A 636-nucleotide genomic window follows, 5' to 3' on the forward strand; every position below is an offset into this window, starting at 1 on the left:
GCCAGGGCCGGGGTGCCCATGCCGCTGGCGGATCTGTGCCGGCAGCGCCTGATCGCCGGGATTGCCCACGGTCGCGATGACTGGGACTGGGCCGGCCTGGCACAGGGCGTGAGCGACGACGCGGGGAGGTCCTGATAATGAATGCCATTACCGACTTCGCCTCGTTTCTGCAGGCGGCCCGTGCCCAGCCCGAGCCGCAGCGGCTGCTGTTCGTGTGCCTGCGCGTCGAGCTGCCCGAGGACCACGATGAGGGTCAGGCGGCGCGATACCGGGCCGGCCGGGGCGGGGCGCTGCTGCCGGTGATGTACGTGGACAGGCGTCCCGAGGAAGTCGAGAGCTTCGAGGCGCTGGTCGAGGAGTCCCGGGCTCAGGGCGAGCGCTGGCAGATCCTGCTCGCGGCCGCGCTCGCCGGGCGTGACGGTCGTCCGCCGAGCGATGCGGAGACCGACGAGCAGCTCAAGGCCATGGTGCGCACGGTGCACGCCGGCGGGGATCTGACGCCGTACCTCGCCTTCGACAGCAATGGCGAGGCGCTACGGTTCGAGTGAGACCGCCGTATTTTGACGGATGCGGCACGTGCCGCGGCTTGCGGCCATGTTATGGTGACGCGGCTTCCGGGCGGGCACAACGGCACCC

Annotated in this window: 1 protein-coding gene; it reads left to right on the forward strand. The window is 70.8% G+C overall.

The genetic code is table 11. The features are described from left to right. Positions 1–137: 137 nt before the first annotated feature. The gene (locus G7A99_RS23540; protein WP_163144475.1) at positions 138–548 is read left to right on the forward strand and encodes a ribonucleotide reductase subunit alpha; all 411 of its coding nucleotides are present in this window, start codon (positions 138–140) and stop codon (positions 546–548) included. Positions 549–636 lie beyond the last annotated feature (88 nt).

Source organism: Arhodomonas sp. KWT (assembly GCF_010993615.1).